Source organism: Mesorhizobium dulcispinae, from assembly GCF_033977345.1.
Taxonomy (GTDB): Bacteria; Pseudomonadota; Alphaproteobacteria; order Rhizobiales; family Rhizobiaceae; genus Mesorhizobium; species Mesorhizobium dulcispinae.
The window spans coordinates 73311-87995 of record NZ_JAVIIY010000014.1 but is presented as its reverse complement, the minus strand read 5'-3'; the positions used below and the strand labels follow the sequence as shown (position 1 = coordinate 87995).

12 protein-coding genes are annotated in these 14685 nt (G+C 64.4%); 5 read left to right on the top strand and 7 right to left on the bottom strand.

Annotation, left to right across the window (positions count from 1 at the left end; translation table 11 throughout):
- Window positions 1-2 precede the first annotated feature (2 nt).
- Together RFN30_RS25550 and RFN30_RS25545 are read left to right on the top strand one after the other, a co-directional pair.
- Window positions 3-848, top strand: a complete 846-nt coding sequence (locus tag RFN30_RS25550) for an aldo/keto reductase (RefSeq protein WP_320264841.1) — start codon at window positions 3-5, stop codon at window positions 846-848.
- 43 nt (window positions 849-891) lie between these two features.
- Window positions 892-1701: an MBL fold metallo-hydrolase gene (locus RFN30_RS25545; RefSeq protein ID WP_320264840.1), complete on the top strand. Its 810-nt coding sequence runs from the start codon at window positions 892-894 to the stop codon at window positions 1699-1701.
- Window positions 1702-1710: 9 nt separating this feature from the next.
- Here the strand turns inward: RFN30_RS25545 and RFN30_RS25540 are convergent, their stop codons facing one another.
- From RFN30_RS25540 to mutS, 3 genes are all read right to left on the bottom strand, one after another.
- Window positions 1711-2280, bottom strand: a complete 570-nt coding sequence (locus tag RFN30_RS25540) for a TetR/AcrR family transcriptional regulator (protein ID WP_320264839.1) — start codon at window positions 2278-2280, stop codon at window positions 1711-1713.
- 5 nt (window positions 2281-2285) lie between these two features.
- Complete coding sequence (locus RFN30_RS25535; RefSeq protein WP_320264838.1) at window positions 2286-2750, bottom strand: nuclear transport factor 2 family protein; 465 nt, start codon at window positions 2748-2750, stop codon at window positions 2286-2288.
- Between the two features lie 72 nt (window positions 2751-2822).
- A complete protein-coding gene (gene mutS / locus RFN30_RS25530) occupies window positions 2823-5549 on the bottom strand; it encodes a DNA mismatch repair protein MutS (protein ID WP_320264898.1) in 2727 nt (908 codons plus the stop codon).
- 252 nt (window positions 5550-5801) lie between these two features.
- On the opposite strand from mutS, the gene RFN30_RS25525 reads away from it, so the two are divergent.
- Window positions 5802-8081 (top strand): NADP-dependent malic enzyme, encoded by a 2280-nt coding sequence (locus RFN30_RS25525; RefSeq protein WP_320264837.1) that lies wholly within the window; start codon window positions 5802-5804, stop codon window positions 8079-8081.
- 86 nt (window positions 8082-8167) lie between these two features.
- On the opposite strand, the gene RFN30_RS25520 is transcribed toward RFN30_RS25525, so the two are convergent.
- The 3 genes from RFN30_RS25520 to RFN30_RS25510 all read right to left on the bottom strand — a co-directional run bounded on the left by RFN30_RS25520 (window position 8168) and on the right by RFN30_RS25510 (window position 11863).
- Complete coding sequence (locus RFN30_RS25520) at window positions 8168-9325, bottom strand: porin (RefSeq protein ID WP_320264836.1); 1158 nt, start codon at window positions 9323-9325, stop codon at window positions 8168-8170.
- Window positions 9326-9704: 379 nt separating this feature from the next.
- A complete protein-coding gene (locus RFN30_RS25515; RefSeq protein WP_320264835.1) occupies window positions 9705-10409 on the bottom strand; it encodes an antitoxin Xre/MbcA/ParS-like domain-containing protein in 705 nt (234 codons plus the stop codon).
- A gap of 461 nt (window positions 10410-10870) precedes the next feature.
- Entirely contained in the window at window positions 10871-11863 is a 993-nt protein-coding gene (locus RFN30_RS25510; RefSeq protein ID WP_320264834.1) for an adenosine kinase, read from the bottom strand.
- Window positions 11864-12133: 270 nt separating this feature from the next.
- On the opposite strand from RFN30_RS25510, the gene RFN30_RS25505 reads away from it, so the two are divergent.
- Both RFN30_RS25505 and RFN30_RS25500 read left to right on the top strand, forming a co-directional pair.
- Window positions 12134-13036: a DMT family transporter gene (locus RFN30_RS25505; RefSeq protein ID WP_320264833.1), complete on the top strand. Its 903-nt coding sequence runs from the start codon at window positions 12134-12136 to the stop codon at window positions 13034-13036.
- Window positions 13037-13101: 65 nt separating this feature from the next.
- Window positions 13102-13797 carry a sulfate transporter family protein gene (locus tag RFN30_RS25500; RefSeq protein ID WP_320264832.1) on the top strand — a complete coding sequence of 232 codons (696 nt, stop codon included), beginning with the start codon at window positions 13102-13104 and terminating at the stop codon, window positions 13795-13797.
- A 2-nt stretch (window positions 13798-13799) separates the two neighbouring features.
- Here the strand turns inward: RFN30_RS25500 and RFN30_RS25495 are convergent, their stop codons facing one another.
- Window positions 13800-14606 carry an isocitrate lyase/PEP mutase family protein gene (locus tag RFN30_RS25495; RefSeq protein WP_320264831.1) on the bottom strand — a complete coding sequence of 269 codons (807 nt, stop codon included), beginning with the start codon at window positions 14604-14606 and terminating at the stop codon, window positions 13800-13802.
- Between the last annotated feature and the right edge of the window lie 79 nt (window positions 14607-14685).

Below are 14685 nucleotides of genomic sequence, written 5' to 3'. Positions count from 1 at the left end.
CCATGTCTTCTGAAATCAGAACCACCACTCTGCCGTCCGGCGAAGCCGTTGCGGTGCTGGGCCAGGGCACCTGGAAGATGGGTGAGGATCGCCGGCGCCGTGCCGACGAGGTCGCGGCGCTGAGGCTCGGCCTGGATCTCGGCATCACGCTGATCGATACGGCGGAGATGTATGCCGGCGGCGGCGCCGAGGAAGTGGTGGCGGAAGCCGTCGCCGGGCGCCGCGACGGAGCCTTTCTGGTTTCCAAGGTGCTGCCGACCAACGCGTCGCGTGCCGGCGTCAAGCGGGCCTGCGAGAACAGCCTGAAACGGCTTTCCACCGACCGCATCGATCTCTATCTGCTGCATTGGCCGGGCACCGTGCCTTTGGAGGAAACCGTCGAGGCCTTCGAGGCCCTCAAGGCGGCCGGCAAGATCCGCCATTGGGGCGTCAGCAATTTTGACACCGACGAGATGGCGGAACTGGTCGGTCTGCCCTCCGGCGCCAACGTCCAGACCAACCAGGTCCTCTACAATCTCTCGCGCCGCGGCCCGGAATTCGACCTCGCACCCTGGTGCCTGCAGCGCGGCATCCCGCTGATGGCCTATTCGCCGGTCGAGCAGGGCGCGCTGGCGCGCAACGCCAGGCTCGACGCCGTGGCCGCGCGCCACAACGCGACGTCCGCGCAGATCGCCCTTGCCTGGGTAATAGCGCAGAAAGGCGTCATCGCCATCCCGAAGGCCAGCCGGCAGGAGCATGTCCGCCAGAACGCCGCTGCGCTCGACATCGCTCTGACGGCGCAAGATTTCGCCGAGCTCGACCGCGCCTTCCCGCCGCCGATGCGCAAGCGCGGATTGGAGATGATTTAACCGAAAACCTCACTTCGGAATTGCGGTAAAAAGAGAGCAAGCGTTGGAACGAATCTCAGCGGGACCGCATCACACAACCTATAAAATCGGCGACATAACCGTCACATCGCTGCGTGACGGTTATGTCGACATGCCAATCAGAAGACTGCGCCAGCCGGGAAACAAGCCTTTCGGCGCCGATCTCCCGCCGCAGGTACCGCTCTTCGACGGCGCACTCAGATTGTCGGTCAATGCCTTTGCCATCGACGACGGCCACGAAATCACGCTGATCGACACGGGATCCTCGAACGCCTGGCACCCGACGATGGGGTTTCTGCCGCAGGCGCTAGGCGAAGCGCAGATTGCCGTCGATCGAATACGCACGGTTACCTTCACCCACACCCATCTCGACCATATCCACGGGCTCATCCTTCCGGATGGTCGGGACGGTTTCCCGCAACTCTCCCGCCTTCTCGTCCCCCGACCAGAGCTCGACATGTTCCGGGCAGAGGCGAGGTTGCAGCGGTTCCATCGTCGAGCACGGCCTTTGGACCCGGGACAGCGCCTGAGCGCGAATATCGAGGCGATCGCCACCCCGGGCCATGAAATCGGCCATACCTGCTTTCGTGTCACGGGCGACGGCGAAACATTGCTGGTCTGGGGCGACTTGGTGCATGTGCCGTCGCTTCAGTTCAATCGGCCGGAGGTCGCATGGGAATTCGACGCCGACCAGGAGCAGGCGCGGGCGAGCAGGCTGCAGATATTGGCCCTTGCCGCTGACAATGCTTATTGCGTGGCGGGAGCGCATCTCGATTCACCGGGCGTCGGCCGCGTTGCCCGAACCGAAACAGCCTTCCGCTTCGAACCCTTGTAGGAACCGGGGCTAGATATTTGCGGGTACCCCAAGCCGCATCCGCAGTCGCCGCAATGCCCTTGAAAATACATCGAGGTCATTGGCGGCGCGGGCAAGCGTGAGTGCACCCTGGATAGCGGCGACGGTTTCCTCGGCAAGCTCCGTTGCCTCGGCCGGTCCGTGTCCGGATTGCGCCAGCGCATCGGCAAGATGCGTGACCCAGCGGCCGAAATAATCCCTGATCTGGCTGGCGAAGAGGTCGCGGGATTCATCGAGCGCGAAGGCGCCGATAAGGCAAATCCGCCGCCCCGAGCGGAAGTAGCTGTCGGTTGCCTCGAGCATCCGCTCGATCCCTGCCCGTGGATCGGCGCTGTCGCGCAAGGCCGCAAAGACATTTTCCTCGAACCAGCCGTCGATGTTGTCGATGACGGCTCGAGCCATCTCTTCCTTGCCGCCGGGAAAGAAGTGGTAGAGGCTTCCCTTGCCCAGCCCCGTCGCCTCGCCGATCAAGGACAGGCTGGCGCCTTCATAGCCTTGCTCGCGAAAAACCTCGGCCACAATCGCCAGCAATTGGTCGCGCTCGGGCGCGATGCGCCGCATGCGCGCTAGAGTCCCAGCTCCGAAAGGCCGGGATGGTCGTCCGGCCGGCGGCCGAGCGGCCAGTGGTACTTCCGCTCGCTTTCAGCGATCGGCAGATCGTTGATGCTGGCAACGCGGCGCCGCATCAGGCCGGCTTCGTCGAACTCCCAGTTCTCGTTGCCGTAGGAGCGGAACCAGTGGCCACTGTCGTCGTGCCATTCATAGGCGAAGCGCACGGCGATGCGGTTGTCGTTCCAGGTCCACACCTCCTTGATCAGGCGATAGTCCAGCTCGCGCGCCCACTTGCGCTTCAGGAAGCCAACGATCTCGCTGCGGCCTGAAACGAACTCGGCGCGGTTTCGCCAGATGCTGTCCTCGGTATAGGCAAGCGAAACCCGCTCCGGATCGCGGCTGTTCCAGGCGTCTTCCGCGAGGCGCGCCTTTTGCGCTGCCGTTTCGGCCGTGAAGGGCGGCAATGGCGGACGGCTCATCAGAATCTCCTGTCCTTATTTGGCAGGCCGGATATTGTACCGATCGGTACAATCAGTCAACCGGGGCAGGTACTATTGCCTTGTCGCCAGACCCTTCAGGCGATAGAGGGCCTCCAGCGCTTCCCTTGGCGTCATCTCATCGGGATTGATCGCCCCAAGTGCGTCGCCCAGCGCGTCGTTCTTAGCCGGCTTCGGCGCTTCGCGCTTCACCGCCACAGAAAACAGCGGCAGGTCGTCGACCAGACGGTTGGTCTTGCCCGAGACCTCGCCTTCCTCGAGCTGGTGCAGCACCTCCTTGGCCCGCGCCACCACCGCTTCCGGCAGGCCGGCGAGCCGCGCCACCTGCACGCCGTAGGAGCGGTCGGCGGCACCCTTGCCAACCTCGTGCAGGAAGACGACGTCGCCTTCCCATTCCTTGACCCGCATGGTGACGTTGTGAAGCCGCGGCAGCTTGCCGGCCAGCGCCGTCATCTCGTGGAAATGCGTGGCGAAGATCGCACGGCAGCGGTTCTTCTCGTGCAGGTATTCCACCGCCGCCCAGGCGATCGACAGGCCGTCGAAAGTCGCGGTGCCGCGGCCGATCTCGTCGAGGATGACGAGCGCCCGCTCGCCCGCCTGGTTGAGGATCGCCGCCGTCTCGACCATCTCGACCATGAAGGTCGAGCGGCCGCGCGCGAGATCGTCCGAGGCGCCGACGCGCGAGAACAGGCGGTCGACGACTCCGATATGGGCGCTCTGCGCCGGCACGAAGGAGCCGGTCTGGGCAAGGATGGCGATCAGCGCGTTTTGCCTCAGGAAGGTCGACTTGCCGCCCATGTTCGGGCCGGTGAGCAGCCAGATCGCGCCGGTCTTGGCGCCGCCTTCCGGCGAGAGATTGCAGTCATTGGCGACGAACGGGCCCTCGCCGGAACGCCTGAGCGCCTGTTCGACGACCGGATGCCGACCGCCGGATATCTCGAAGGCGAGGCTGGAATCGACCGCCGGCCGGCACCAGCCCTCGCTTTCGGAAAGCAGCGCCAGCGCCGACGACACGTCGAGCATGGCGAGCGCGTCGGCGCCGGCGCGGATGCTGTCGGCCTCGCCGACCGCCTCGGCCGTCAGCCGGTCGAAAGCGGCGAGCTCGATGCTGAGCGCCCGGTCGGCGGCATTGGCGATCTTCGATTCCAGCTCCGCCAGTTCCGTCGTGGTGAAGCGCATGGCGTTGGCCATGGTCTGGCGGTGGATGAAGCGCGCCTTCGCCGCATCGCTGCCGGTCATCACGCCATGATGGTTGGCGGTGACCTCGATATAGTAGCCCAGCACATTGTTGTGCCGGATCTTCAGCGAGCGGATGCCGGTCTCCTCGATCAGCGAGCGCTCGAGCCCGGCGATCACTTTTCGCGATTCGTCGCGCAGCGCCCGCATCTCGTCGAGCTCGGCATGATAGCCGCTGCGCACGAAGCCGCCGTCGCGCTTGATGAGCGGTAATTCGTCGTCGAGCGCTTCGCTGAGGTGGCGGGCGAGCGCCTCGGGCAAGGCATTGATGGCCGAGAGCGCCGCGGCCAGCTCGGCCGGCAGCACCGTCGTCGCGAACAGCGCAGCGATCGCGCCTGCCGCTTCGAAGCCGGCGCGCAGCGCGCCGAGGTCGCGCGGGCCGCCGCGGTTGAGCGCCAGCCGCGACAGCGCTCTCGGCATGTCGGCGACGCTTTTGAGGCTTGCCCGCAATCCTTGGCAAAGCCGCGTTTCGGCGCGAAAGAACGAGACCGAATCCAGCCTTGCGGAAATCGCCGCCGGATCGGTCAGCGGCGCCATCAGCCGGTCGGCGAGCAGTCTCGCCCCGCCGCCGGTCACCGTGCGGTCGATCGCCTTGAACAGCGAGCCGTCGCGGCTACCTGAAAGCGTGCGCAGGAGTTCCAGGTTGGCGCGCGTCGCCGGGTCGATGAACAGCGTCGAGCCGCTCTCCTCGCGCTCGGGGCGCGACAATGGCGGCCGCTCGGCCTTCTGCGTCTTCTCGACATAGGCGATGGTACCCGAGATCGCCGACAGCTCGGCGCGCGAGAAGGTGCCAAAACTGTCGGGCGTCGCCACCTCGAAGAAACGGGCGATGCGGCCCGTCGCCGATGCCGAATCGAACAGCGAGGGCGGCTGCGGGTTGGCGATCCGGCCAAGCAGATCGAAGACCGGCCGCAACTCCGGGTCGTGGAAGACCGGCTCGGCGACGATCAGTTCGCGCGGATCGACGCGGAAGATGTCGGCGAGCAGTCGCTCCGCCGTCGTCTCGGCCACCCGGAACGCGCCCGTCGAAATGTCGATCCAGGCGAGCGCGAAACTGCCCTGGCTGGCCGCATTGCCGCCCTTCACCCGCCCCAGCGCCATCAGGAAGCTCGATTCGGAGGGCGCGAGCAGCTTGTCCTCGGTGATGGTGCCGGGTGTGACCAGCCGCACCACGTCGCGCCGCACCACCGATTTCGAGCCGCGCTTCTTGGCTTCGGCCGGATCCTCGATCTGCTCGCACACGGCAACGCGAAAACCCTGCGCGATCAGCTTCTGCAGATAGTCGTCCGCCGCATGCACCGGCACGCCGCACATCGGAATGTCGTGGCCCTGGTGCTTGCCGCGCCGGGTGAGGACGATGCCGAGCGCCTGGCTCGCCTTTTCGGCGTCGTCGAAGAACAGCTCGTAGAAATCGCCCATGCGATAGAAGAGCAGCGAATCCGGGTTCGCCGCCTTGATCTCGATATACTGCTCCATCATCGGCGTGACGCCGCCCGTGGCGGGCGCCGTCGTCGTCGTTTCCTGGGCGTCGGGATCGGTCGGCATGTGCATGTTCATGCCGGAACGCTAGCAGATGTGGCAGTAGGGTTTAATGCCGGGTGCTCGAAAAGCAGGGGAAACCGCGAGCCATACTGCCAGCCGGTCGCCAATCGGGCCTCAGCAAAGCCGGGGTTTTCCGCGTCGAAGCAGCTTTGCCCGGCTTGTCGGTTTACAGCAGCCGCGTGTAGCCTTAATCCGGGAATCCATAAGCAAGCACCCATCGAAGTGGTGCCGCAAGGCGAGGAAATCGAAAGCATCATGGCCAGGAAAACCGAAAGCAGCGGTCCCTCCGTCAGCGCGCAGGAGGCGCTCGAATTCCATGCCATGGGGCGGCCCGGCAAGCTGGAGATCGTTGCCACCAAGCCGATGGCCACGCAGCGCGATCTCAGCCTCGCCTATTCGCCGGGCGTCGCGGTTCCCGTCCGCGCCATCGCGGAAGACCCGAGCCGTGCCTTCGACTACACCGCGCGCGGCAACATGGTCGCCGTCATCTCCAACGGCACCGCCATCCTCGGCCTCGGCAATCTCGGTGCGCTGGCCTCGAAGCCGGTCATGGAAGGCAAGGCGGTGCTGTTCAAGCGCTTCGCCGATGTCGATTCCATCGACCTCGAAGTGGCGACCGAGGATGCCGACGAGTTCATCAACTGCGTGCGCTTCCTTGGCCCCTCCTTCGGCGGCATCAATCTCGAGGACATCAAGGCGCCGGAATGCTTCATAATCGAGCAGCGCCTGCGCGAATTGATGGACATCCCCGTCTTCCATGACGACCAGCACGGCACCGCCATTATCTCGTCCGCCGGGCTGATCAACGCGCTGGAGATCACCGGTCGCGACTTGAAGACGACGAAGATGGTCTGCAACGGCGCGGGCGCCGCTGGCATCGCCTGCATCGAATTGATGAAGGCGATGGGCTTCGCGCCGGAAAACATCATCCTGTGCGACACCAAGGGCGTGGTCTTCCAGGGACGCACCGAAGGCATGAACCAGTGGAAGTCGGCGCATGCGGTCAAGACCGAGGCGCGCAGCCTCGCCGAAGCGCTTGACGGCGCCGACGTTTTCCTCGGCCTTTCCGCCAAGGGCGCGCTGACCCCCGCCATGGTGCAGTCGATGGCCAAGAACCCGATCATCTTCGCCATGGCCAATCCAGATCCGGAAATCACGCCCGAGGAAGTGGGCGAGATCCGCACCGACGCCATCATGGCCACCGGCCGCTCGGACTATCCGAACCAGGTCAACAACGTGCTCGGCTTCCCCTACATCTTCCGCGGCGCGCTGGATGTGAGGGCCACCACCATCAATGACGAGATGAAGATCGCCGCCGCACGCGCGCTGGCCGAGCTGGCGCGCCAGGATGTGCCCGACGACGTCGCCGCCGCCTATCAGGGCAACCGGCCGAAATTCGGCCCCAGCTATATCATTCCGGTGCCGTTCGATCCGCGCCTGATTTCGGCCATCCCGCTCGCGGTTGCCAAGGCCGCGATGGACTCTGGCGTTGCCCGCAAGCCAATCCTCGACCTCGACCGCTACGCACAGGAGCTTTCCGCGCGCCGCGATCCGATCGCGTCCACGCTGCAGCGCATCTACGACCGCGTCCGCCGCCAGCCCAAGCGCATCGTCTTCGCCGAGGGCGAGGAGGAGCAGGTGATGCGCGCTGCCGTCTCCTATGTGAACCAGAAGCTCGGCACCGCGATCCTGCTCGGCCGCGACGACGTCATCAAGGAGAACGCCCGCAACGCCGGCATCGACCTCAACAAGCAGGGGCTCGAGATCATCAACGCCAGGCTGTCGCGCCGCAACTCGATCTACACCGACTATCTCTACGAACGCATGCAGCGGAAAGGCTACCTGTTCCGCGACTGCCAGCGCCTGATCAACAACGACCGCAACCATTTCGCCGCCTGCATGGTGGCACTTGGCGATGCCGACGGCATCGTCACCGGCGTGACCCGCAACTATTCCACCGCGCTCGACGATGTGCGCCGCGTCATCGACGCCAAGCCCGGCCACCGCGTCATCGGCGCCTCGATCGTGCTCGCGCGCGGCCGCACCGTGATGATCGCCGACACCGCCGTGCACGACATGCCCAATGCCGAGCAGATCGCCGACATCGCCGAGGAGGCCGCCGGCTTTGCCCGCCGTATGGGCTATGAGCCCAGGCTCGCCATGCTCGCCTATTCCACCTTCGGCCACCCGCAGGGCGAGCGCTCGGAGCGGATACAGGAGGCGGTGCGCATCCTCGATAAGCGCCGCGTCGATTTCGAATATGACGGCGAAATGGCCGCCGACGTGGCGCTGAACCCGCGCGCCATGGCGCAATATCCGTTCATCCGGCTCACCGGCCCGGCCAATGTGCTGGTGATGCCGGCGTTCCACTCGGCCTCGATTTCGACCAAGATGCTGCAGGAACTCGGCGGCTCGACGGTCATCGGCCCGCTGCTGGTCGGCCTGAACAAGCCGGTCCAGATCGTCTCGCTCAACGCCAAGGACAGTGACATCGTCAACATGGCGGCGATCGCTGCCTATACCGCGGGGAATTGATAGGCCTACCGGGACCTCTGCTCAGTTGCTGCAACAAAAAAGCCCGCGGCAGTGCCGCGGGCTTTTTCTCAGGGGCAGGGATTCGATCAGAACGAGCGCTGGAAGCGGAGGATGCCGCCGACGCTGTTTTTCTTGTCGGCCTTGGTAAAGTTGCCGTAGATGGTGGGGCTATCGAAATTGCCGTAGTGATCGTAGTCGACTTCGGCGGTAACCGTGAAACCGGGGACCATGGTATAGGCGACGTTCGCCGCCACGCCATAGTTCTTGTCGTCGTCACCCGACACCTGGAGGTTGAAAGCGGTCTTCTCGTTGAACTTGTAGGTGCCGCCGGCCCACCAGGCCCAGTTGCCACCCCACTGCTTGTAGAAGCCGCGACCATGAGCGTCGATAACGTTCGTGCCGTCGTCGTTGAGCTTGCCGTCGTTGCCGTAGCCGAACATGCCGAACAGCGAAAACGCGTCGGAGACTTTGACGTCCAGACGAACCTTGCCGGCCACTTCCTCGTAGTTGCTGTCATAGGCGACGACACCGGTGATCGCGCCCCAGTCCTGCTTGTACTTCACGCCGCCGACGACATGCGGAACATAGCTGTCGATCGTACCGACTGTGCCCGAGCCCTCTTCCAGCGAGACCACGGCCGAGAAGCCGTTGCCGGCGTCGAAATAGTACTGGACGACATTGGTGTCGAAGTCGCCATAGGGAACGATCGTGTCCTGGATCACGCTGCCGGCATAGCCGATGAACGTGTCGAACGCCGATTCGTCCTTACCGACGCGGAGCCCACCGAGCTGGATCCAGGCGAATTTAAGCGAAGGCGTCTTATTGACAGCCGGATTGTCGGTAACAAGACCACCACTCACGCCAGAGCCATTGCCGAAGTTGAAGCGGGTCTCGGTGTAGGTCTTCAACGTGCCGAGCTCGGTTTCTTGGCCGGTCCAGGTCTTGAGCGTGAAGCGGGCATTTTTCTTCCACGTTTTGTTGTCGCTGCCGTCTTGACGATCGTTGGCCTTGGCGCCGTCGAACGAGCCGACGTCGCCGAGGCCGATGTCATAGCGGACATAGCCGCCGATGCGCAGGCAGGTCTCGGTGCCTGGGATGTAGAAGTAGCCGGCTCCGTAGACGTCGCAGATCTTGACGTATTCGGCCGGTTCCGGCTCGGCGACGGTGACCGCGTCGGCGGCGCGGGCGCCCGAAACTGCGATCAGGGCCGCAGCGGAGCCGAGTAGAAGGCTCTTGATGTTCATTTTCTTGAATCTCCAGTCAAAGGTTCAAGACAGGCCTGACAAGCCATCCGGCTTTTGCCACCCCCGTCCCCATCGTTGAAAAAGTCGCGCACCGGCGCCGCTTCTTCGTCCTCGACATGGCCCAATCGGCAGTCGTTCACAACAGTGATTGTGTCTTAAAAGCGGCCTTTGGGTGCTTATAAAAGTCTTGTTGCGCAAATATCACGTCACATATCTGAAAGAATGGCACATATTGCACAATATATACGTTAGAGACGGGAATTTGACCTGGGCAATGTGCCAAATGTGCCAGTATTACAATTTCATAACAACAAGATAGTCGGCTAATATTTTGAACAACCTACGCTGAAGGGCGGGAAGGCACATTAAAAAATGAGGGTCAGGACAAGCTGCGCGCAACGCGGACCACATCCTCGATCATGTCTTCGCGCAGCATCTCGATAGGAATACGACCACCGAGTTCGGCGGACGGGCGGGTCAGCCAGAACCAGGCCAGCCTCGGATGGGTGATCGCCGCCAATACCTCGCTTATGCCCGGGGCCGGCCGGCCGTCGACGAACTGGGCGAGCGGGAAGACATGCTTGCGGCCGCCTTTGCGAAGCGCAACGACCTCGCCGCGCCTTTGCCAGCGGTGCAGGGTCGAGCGGGGGATGCGGAATTTCTCTTCGAGATAGGTCGAGCCCGCAACCTCGCCGGCCCAGTCTTCGATGAGCATCGACTGGAGCTCGGAAGCTCGCCCGGCCAGAGGCCGGGCGGCAGGCTTGGCAAATCCTATGGTCGGGCTTTCGTCCGCGCTCTCGGCGCCGGCCTGGTCGGCGCCTGCGATCCTTTCCGCCATCGCGCGGAAAAGCTCGGACGTTAGCTCCGTCCAGCCGCCTTTGAGGGAGGTGATTGCGAGCCGCTGCACCTGCGGCAGGAAGGGAAGGGCAGCGGCAACGCTGCCGGCAATCGCGCTGGCGCAAACCAGGGCTTCCGCATCCAGCAGCACGCCATGCTGCATCAACGCCTGCTGCACCGCCTCGGCCACCAGCCCGGCCAAGGCCTCTTGCGAAATTCCCTCAGGCGGATTCTGAAATCTGGTCATCATCTGTCTTGCGCGCCGCGCTCTCCTCCCCAGCCGCGGCGGTTCTTGAACGCCTATAACGGAAAGCGGCAATCGCAATGACGACAGACGCAGCGACCGTAAAGGTTGCTGTCTTGCATGTGGCACCCCAACTGCTACGGACGTCCCGAAATGTCAGTCGCGAAACGCCCACTATGCCTGTAGGAGCGATCTATGACAGCGGCGCGACAAATGCCGCTCTTCCTTCTCCCCTTGTGGGGTGAGCAGCCGGTTCGCGAAGCGAATTCATCGTACCAGTGGCACGATGAAAGGCCGGCGAACGCCGGGACGCTGCGAAGCAGCGGGGACCCGGCCGGGGGTGGAGCGCCCACCACCGGCCCTTCGCAGGCTCAGGGCGTTCGAAGCTCGAAAAGCCAAGCAATTGGCTTTTCGTCCGCTAACGCGGACCGCTTCTCACCCCACAGGGGGAGAGGTAAGAGGGGCTAAAGCAGCCCTGCCTGTTCCGCCTCGCGGCGCAGATTCTGGCGCGGCCGCGGGCCGATCTGCTGGATCACCAGCCCGGCCGCCAGCGAGCCGAGGTCGCCGCAATCCTGAAGGCTGCGGCCGGTCGTGTAGCCGTAGAGGAAGCCGGCGGCATAGAGGTCGCCGGCGCCGGTGGTGTCGACCAGTTCGCTGATGGTGGTCGCCTTGATGGCGACGGTCTCGTCGCCGCGCACGATCACCGAGCCTTTTTCCGAGCGGGTTACGGCGGCGATCTTGCAATCCTTGCGTATCGCCGCCAGCGCTTCCTCGAAGGAAGCGGTCTGGTAGAGCGACTTGATCTCATGGCTGTTGGCGAAGACGATGTCGACCGTGCCCGACCTCATCAGCTCGAGGAACTCGTCGCGGTAGCGGTCGACGCAGAAGGAATCGGACAGCGTCATTGAGACTTCGCGGCCGGCGGCGTGCGCCAGCCTCGCTGTCTGCCGGATGGCTTCCTTGGCGCGCGGCGGGTCCCACAGGTAACCCTCGAAATAGGTGACCTTGGCTCCGGCGGCCTTGTCGGCCTCGACGTCTTCCGGTCCGAGCTCGACGCAGGCGCCGAGATAGGTGTTCATCGAGCGCTCGCCGTCCGGCGTGACGAAGATCATCGAGCGTGCCGTCGGCGGCTCGCCGTGGAGCGGCTTGGTGTCGAAGGCCACGCCCTGGGCATGGATATCGTGGGTGTAGATGTCGCCGAGCGCATCGTTCGACACCTTGCCGAAAAAGGCGGCGCGGCCGCCAAAGCTCGCCACGCCCGCCGCCGTGTTGCCGGCGCTGCCGCCCGAAGCCTCGATCGCCGGTCCCATGCGGCTGTAGAGCAGCTCGGCGCGCCGGGTGTCGATGAGGTTCATCGCGCCCTTGATGATGCCGTTGGTTTCGAGAAAGGCCTCGTCGCACTGCGCGATGATGTCGACAATGGCATTGCCGATGCAAAGCACGTCATATTCCGGCATCAATGTCTCCGCCAACGAGCCACCGGCTTTCTGCCATGCCGGCCGGGCGCGGGTCTAGCGGCTCGCAGCCGCTTTGCCTACCCCGAAAATCGGCACTGGGTTCCGCTTCGCCGACTTCCGATCGGTCATGATTGGCTGCTGCGGCAGCCATCGCGTCGAACTGGACCATATCGATACCGGCGACGGCGGCTATGGTTGGATCGCGATCGAAACGTCTCCGCCGCGGTATGAGCTAGAAGCGGACCATCGAAAACAAGGCGCGAAACGACCATGTCCGAAAAGACCGCGATGACGACCGAACTGGCGCTGCTTGGCCTGCTGGCGGTGTTGTGGGGTGCCTCCTACACCTTCATCAAGATCGGCGTCGAGACGATCCCGCCGGTGACCTTCATCGCCGGGCGCACGCTGATCGCGGGCGGCATTCTGCTTGGCCTCATCCGCTGGCGCGGCCTCGCCATGCCACGGGATGCGCTCAACTGGCGCCGCTTCATGTTCCAGGCCTGCCTCAACAGCGTCATCCCGTTCACGCTGATCGCCGCCGCCGAACGTTCCATCGACGCCGGCCTTGCCACCATCCTCAACGCGACCTCGCCGATCTTCACCTTCCTGCTGACCGCGCTGATCACGCGCCATGAGCCGGTGACCGTGCGCAAGCTGGTGGGCGTCGGCGCCGGCATCGCCGGCATCTGTCTCATCGTCGGCACCGAGGCGCTTGGCGGCATCGGACATCAGCTCTGGGCGCAGCTCGCTGTCGTCGCCGCCACCGTCTGCTATGCCGGCGCCGCCATCTTTGGCCGAAACTTCAGAGGCCTGGATCCCATGGTTCCGGCCGCCGGCTCGATGATCTGCGGCGCCGCGATCCTGATACCGTTGAGCCTCATCTTCGACCGGCCCTGGACATTGACGCCATCGACGGCATCGATCCTGGCTCTCTTCGGGCTTTCTGTCTTCTCGACCGCGCTTGCCTTCTCGATCTTCTTCCGGCTCATCCACACGCTGGGCTCGGTCGGCACCACCTCGCAGGCCTATTTGCGCGTGCCGATCGGCGTCGGCATCGGCGCCGTCTTCCTCGGTGAAAGCCTTGGGCCGACGGCTTGGCTTGGCATGGCCTTTGTCGTCGTCGGCGTTGCTGCCATGACCATTCCGGCGAGGCAGGCCAGGTTTGCGCGATAGTTGCGCCTTGCGCCAACCCTGCCTATCTCGGAAGCGTCTTTCTGGATGAGGGGGTTGAAGACGCTGTGATCCTTGACGTCGCCCGCGCCGCCGCCAGCCGGCTGTTCTCGCCCGAATTTCGCTCCGTCTTCCTGAAGACGCTTGGCTTGACACTGCTGGCGCTAGTGGCGCTTTGGTTCGGTATCGAGAGTCTGCTCGAATGGCTGGCGTGGCCGTGGCTGCAGACATTTGTGCCCGGCCTGCCGTCCTGGGCCGGATGGCTCACCGCGATCATCGCCGGCATCGTCCTGGCCGTAGGGATGGCGCTGCTCATCGCCCCGGTGACGGCGATCATCGCCGGCCTGTTCCTCGACGACGTTGCCGAGGTCGTCGAGCGCACCGACTATCCCGGCGATCCCCCCGGCCGCGCCGTGCCGGCGCTGCAATCGCTGGTGCTGGCGACAAAATTCTTCGGCGTCGTCATCCTCGGCAACGTCGTCGCCCTGCTGCTGCTCCTGGTGCCGGGTATCAACATCGCAGCCTTCTTCATCGTCAACGGCTATCTGCTCGGACGCGAATTCTTCGAATTCGCCGCCATGCGCTTCCGCCCCGAAGCTGGAGCCAAGGCGCTGCGCCGTAAATATGCCGGCACCGTGTTCCTGGCCGGACTGGTTATCGCCGCCTTCCTTGCGGTGCCGCTGCTCAACCTTCTGACGCCGCTCTTTGCCGCCGCGACGATGGTGCATCTGCACAAGGCAGTGTCCGCGCGCGAGCGCGCCTAGACCTACTCGGTACCGCCCTCGCGGAACAGCGCCTGCAGCTTGCCGAACGGCATCGCTGCGCGGGTGAAGCCGAAGGTGCCGTCCTGCTGGATCTCGCGTGCCGCGGTTTCCAGCATGCCATAGGCGAAATTCGTCAGCCATGGCCCGAGCGAAACGCGTTTGACGCCGGCCGCGGCAAGGTCGGCGATGGTGAAGCCGGGCCGTGCCATGACATTGACCGGCTTCGTCACTGCCGAGCACACCGCCCGCACCGTGTCGACGTCGCTGAGGCCCGGCGCATAGAGCACGTCCGCGCCGGCCTTCTCGAAGGCCTGCAGCCGCTTGATCGTGTCGTCGAGATCGGTCTTGCCCCACAGGAAATTCTCGGCCCGCGCGGTGAAGACGAAATCGTGCTTCAGCGCCCGCGCCGCCTCGACGGCCGCGGCGACGCGTTCGACGGCATGCGAGAAATCATAGATCGGATTGTCGGGGTCGCCGGTGTGATCCTCGATAGAGCAGCCGGCAAGGCCTGCGGCTTCGGCCGCGAAGATGGTTTCGGCGGCCCGATCGGGGCTGTCGCCCTTGCCGCGTTCGAGGTCGGCGGAAACCGGCAGGTCTGTCGCCGCCGTCACCTCGCGGCAATGGTGGATCATGGCCTCGAACGTCACGGCGCCGTCAGGCAGGCCGCGCGAGAAGGCGAAGCCGGCGCTGGTCGTGGCCAGCGCCTTGAAGCCGAAGGAGGTCAGAAGCTTGGTCGTGCCGATATCCCAGGGATTGGGGATGACGAAGGTAGAGGCGTGCAGATCGCGAAAAATCTTGCCCTTGTCCATGGCGGGTCCTCAATCATGATCGGGGTTGTGCGAGGAATTTATCGCGCCCGCCCGGGTCGGGCAAACGAATGCGTTCGGC

Bases quoted from the DNA above. Each gene is read 5' to 3' on its own strand.
- RFN30_RS25550 (WP_320264841.1), top strand. From the start codon at position 3: ATGTCTTCTGAAATCAGAACCACCACTCTGCCGTCCGGCGAAGCCGTT.
- RFN30_RS25540 (WP_320264839.1), bottom strand. From the start codon at position 2,280: ATGCGGCGCATCGCGCCCGAGCGCGACCAATTGCTGGCGATTGTGGCC.
- RFN30_RS25535 (WP_320264838.1), bottom strand. From the start codon at position 2,750: ATGAGCCGTCCGCCATTGCCGCCCTTCACGGCCGAAACGGCAGCGCAA.
- mutS (WP_320264898.1), bottom strand. From the start codon at position 5,549: ATGCCGACCGATCCCGACGCCCAGGAAACGACGACGACGGCGCCCGCC.
- RFN30_RS25525 (WP_320264837.1), top strand. From the start codon at position 5,802: ATGGCCAGGAAAACCGAAAGCAGCGGTCCCTCCGTCAGCGCGCAGGAG.
- RFN30_RS25520 (WP_320264836.1), bottom strand. From the start codon at position 9,325: ATGAACATCAAGAGCCTTCTACTCGGCTCCGCTGCGGCCCTGATCGCA.
- RFN30_RS25515 (WP_320264835.1), bottom strand. From the start codon at position 10,409: ATGACCAGATTTCAGAATCCGCCTGAGGGAATTTCGCAAGAGGCCTTG.
- RFN30_RS25510 (WP_320264834.1), bottom strand. From the start codon at position 11,863: ATGCCGGAATATGACGTGCTTTGCATCGGCAATGCCATTGTCGACATC.
- RFN30_RS25505 (WP_320264833.1), top strand. From the start codon at position 12,134: ATGTCCGAAAAGACCGCGATGACGACCGAACTGGCGCTGCTTGGCCTG.
- RFN30_RS25495 (WP_320264831.1), bottom strand. From the start codon at position 14,606: ATGGACAAGGGCAAGATTTTTCGCGATCTGCACGCCTCTACCTTCGTC.